Source organism: Streptomyces sp. NPDC050388, from assembly GCF_040655635.1.
GTDB lineage: Bacteria > Actinomycetota > Actinomycetes > Streptomycetales > Streptomycetaceae > Streptomyces.
Map to the genome: position 1 here is coordinate 1 of NZ_JBFAKH010000209.1, position 3825 is coordinate 3825.

General features: G+C 73.4%; 1 protein-coding gene. It reads left to right on the plus strand.

Annotated features, from left to right (window positions below; genetic code table 11):
* Nucleotides 1-3825, plus strand: a 3825-nt coding sequence (locus AB0I73_RS40625; protein WP_363045408.1) for an SDR family NAD(P)-dependent oxidoreductase, incomplete at both ends; no start/stop codon positions are given.

Here is a 3825-nt window from a genome sequence, read left to right on the forward strand (position 1 = left end):
CACCGTCGACTGGCACACCGTCTACGCCGGCACCGGCGCCCGCCGCATCCCCCTGCCCACCTACCCCTTCCAGCGCACCCGCTACTGGCCCGAGTTCGAGGCCGGAGCAGCCATCGCCGGAACCGCGCGCACCGTCGACCCCGACGAGGCCCGTTTCTGGGACGCCATCGAGCAGGGCAACGCGGACGCCCTGGCGGCCGCCCTCGACGGAGCCGACACCGAATCGTTGCGCACGGCCCTGCCCGTCCTCAGTTCCTGGAGACGCGGCCGCCGGGAGCGGTCGACGATCGACTCCTGGCGTTACCGCATCACCTGGAAGCCCGTGGCGCCGTCCAGTGAGGCACCGGCCCTGTCCGGGCGTTGGCTCGTCGTCGTACCGGACGCCCCGGTCGCCGACACCTCCGCCCTGGCCGACACCCTCACCGAGGGCCTCGCCCGGCACGGCGCCGAGGCCGTCCTTGTCACCCTCGGCGAGTTCACCGACCTTGCCGAGGGTGACGACGTTCACGGCATCCTCTCCCTCCTCGGGCTCGACGAGACGCCACACCCCGATTTCCCGGCGCTGCCCGCCGGGCTCCTCGCCACCGTCGACCTCGTGAAGGCCCTGGCTGCCACGGAGGGGTCCGCCCCGTTGTGGACGCTCACCCGCGGAGCCGTGTCCGTCGGCAGGTCCGACCCCCTCGCCGCCCCTGTCCAGTCCATGGTGTCCGGCTTCGGCCGGGTCGTCGGCCTGGAGAACCCGGGACGGTGGGGCGGCCAGATCGACCTCCCCACCCTCCTGGACGACCGTGCCCTTGCCCGGATCTGCGGCGTCCTCAGCGCCACGGACGGCGAGGACCAGGTGGCCGTCCGGTCCACCGGCGTCTACGCCCGGCGTCTGCTGCACGCACCGCTCGACGAACCGGCCCGGTCCTGGAACCCGCGCGGCACCGTCCTCATCACCGGCGGTACGGGCGCCCTCGGCACCTTCCTCGCCCGCCGGTTCGCCGAGACCGGAGCCGAGCACCTCGTGCTCACCAGCCGACGCGGACCCGCCGCGCCCGGCGCCGCCGAACTCGAGGCGGAGCTGATCGCGAAGGGTGTACGCGTCACCATCGCCGCCTGCGACATCGCCGACCGCGCCGCGGTCCGGGCCCTCGTCGACGACCTGCGCGAACAGGGTGACTCCATAACAGCCGTCATCCACACGGCCGGTGTCAGCCAGCTCAGCTCCATCGAGGAAACCGACCACCCCACCTTCGCCGACGTCGTCACCGCCAAGGTCGCCGGCGCCCGTAACCTCGACGACATCCTCGGCGACGAGCCGCTCGACGCCTTCGTCGTCTTCTCCTCGATCTCCGGCATCTGGGGCAGTGGTGGCCAGGGCGCCTACGCCGCCGCCAACACCTACCTGGATGCCTTCGCCGAGGACCGCCGGGCCCGTGGACGTACCGCCACCGCCCTGTCCTGGGGCGCCTGGGACGGCGCGGGCATGGCCAAGGGCGAGGCCGAGCAGTTGCTCAGCCGCCGCGGCCTGCCCGTCATGGACCCCGACCTGAACATCAACGCGCTGCGGCAGGCAGTCGAGCACGACGAGACGGTGCTCACCGTCGTCGACGTCCGCTGGGACCGCTTCGTCCCCTCGTTCACCGTCGTGCGCCGCAGCCCGCTTCTCGAGGACCTGCCCGAGGTACGGGAGGCCCTGGACGCCGCCGAGGCCGAGGCGGGTGGGGACGCCGAGTCCGCCGTCACCTCTGCGCTGCAGCGCAGCCTCGTCGGACTCACCCCGGCCGAGCAGCGCAATCGCATCCTCGACCTCGTGCGCGGCGAGGCCGCCGCCGTTCTCGGCTACGCCGACGCCGGTGAACTCGACGCCGCACGCCCCTTCCGCGAGCTCGGCTTCGACTCCCTCACGGCCGTGGACGTGCGCAACCGGCTCAACACCCTCAGCGGTCTGCGCCTGTCCACCACCCTCGTCTTCGACTACCCGACCGTCGCGGAGCTCGCCGACCACCTCCTCACGCTCGTCCTCGACCAGCCGGCCGACGACCGGACCGCCGAGACCCCGGCCGCCGGTCCGGCCGGGGCGGGCGCCGCATCCGACGACCCCGTCGTCATCGTCGGCATGAGCTGCCGCTTCCCCGGCGGAGCACGCTCCCCCGAGGAGCTGTGGCGTGTGGTCGCCGACGGCGAGGACACCGTGGGCGACATCCCCGCCGACCGGAGCTGGGCGGGCGACATCCCCGCCGACCGGCCCGCCGTCATGGGCGGCTGGCTCGCCGAGGCCGGAGACTTCGACGCCGGGTTCTTCGGCATCAACCCGCGCGAGGCCCTGGCCATGGACCCGCAGCAGCGGCTCCTGCTGGAGGCGTCCTGGGAGGTCTTCGAACGGGCTGGTATCGACCCCTCGTCGATGAAGGGCAGCCGTACGGGCGTCTATGTCGGAGCCTCCTCACAGGGCTACGGCAGCGACATCACCCAGGCTCCGGAAGGCACCGAGGGCTACCTCATGACCGGTACGGCCACCGCCGTGCTCTCGGGACGCGTCTCGTACGCCCTGGGCCTGGAGGGGCCGGCGGTCACGGTCGACACGGCCTGCTCGTCGTCGCTGGTCGCCCTGCACATGGCCGTCCAGGCCCTCTACAACGGCGAATGCTCGGCCGCTCTCGTCGGCGGTGTCGCCGTGATGGCCACCGGCACCGTCTTCGCGGAGTTCTCCCGTCAGGGCGGCCTGGCCGGGGACGGACGTGTGAAGGCGTTCGCGGACGCGGCGGACGGCACCGGCTGGGGCGAGGGCGTGGGCGTGCTGCTGGTGGAGCGGCTGTCGGACGCCCGCCGTAACGGCCACCAGGTCCTCGCCGTGGTACGCGGCTCGGCGATCAACCAGGACGGTGCGTCCAACGGCCTGACCGCCCCGAACGGTCCGTCGCAGCAGCGGGTCATCCGTCAGGCGCTGGCCAACGCGGGTGTCTCGGCGGCGGACGTGGACGTGGTGGAGGCGCACGGCACCGGCACGACGCTGGGCGACCCGATCGAGGCGCAGGCGCTGCTGGCCACCTACGGCCAGGAGCGGCCGGAGGACCGGCCGCTGTGGCTGGGCTCGCTGAAGTCGAACATCGGGCACACCCAGGCCGCCGCCGGCGTCGCGAGCGTCATCAAGATGGTCATGGCCATGCGGCACGGGATGCTGCCGCAGACCCTGCACGTGGACGAGCCGTCGTCGAAGATCGACTGGTCGGCGGGCGAGGTCCGGCTGCTGACCGAGGCCCGCGCCTGGCCGGAGACGGGCGAGCGCCCGCGCCGCGCCGCGGTGTCCTCCTTCGGTGTCAGCGGCACCAACGCCCACACCCTCCTCGAAGCCGCGCCCGCCGAGGAGTCGACACCGGAGGTTCCGGCGCCCCCGGGAGTCCCAGCAGTCCCGGCGGTCGTCCCCTGGGTCCTGTCCGCCCGCAGCGCCAACGCCCTGCGCGCGCAGGCCGAACGCCTCGCCGCCGTCGTGAGCGAGCAAGCGGTGCCCCTCGACGTGGCCTGGTCCCTGGCCACCGGCCGGGCCCACCTGGAACACCGGGCAGCGGTCGTCGCCACGACGTCAGAGGACTTCCTCACCTCGCTGGAGGCGCTGGCGCAGGGCCGTCCGGCCCCGGGCGTGGTCCGCGGCACGGCGGCCGAGGGCCGTTCGGCGTTCCTGTTCTCCGGGCAGGGCGCGCAGCGTCCCGGCATGGGCCGGGAGCTGTACGCGGCCTTCCCCGTCTTCGCCGAGGCCTTCGACGCGGTCTGCGCGGAGCTGGACCGGCACCTGGAGCGGCCCATCAAGGAGGTGGTGTTCGATCCGGGCTCGGAGCTGCT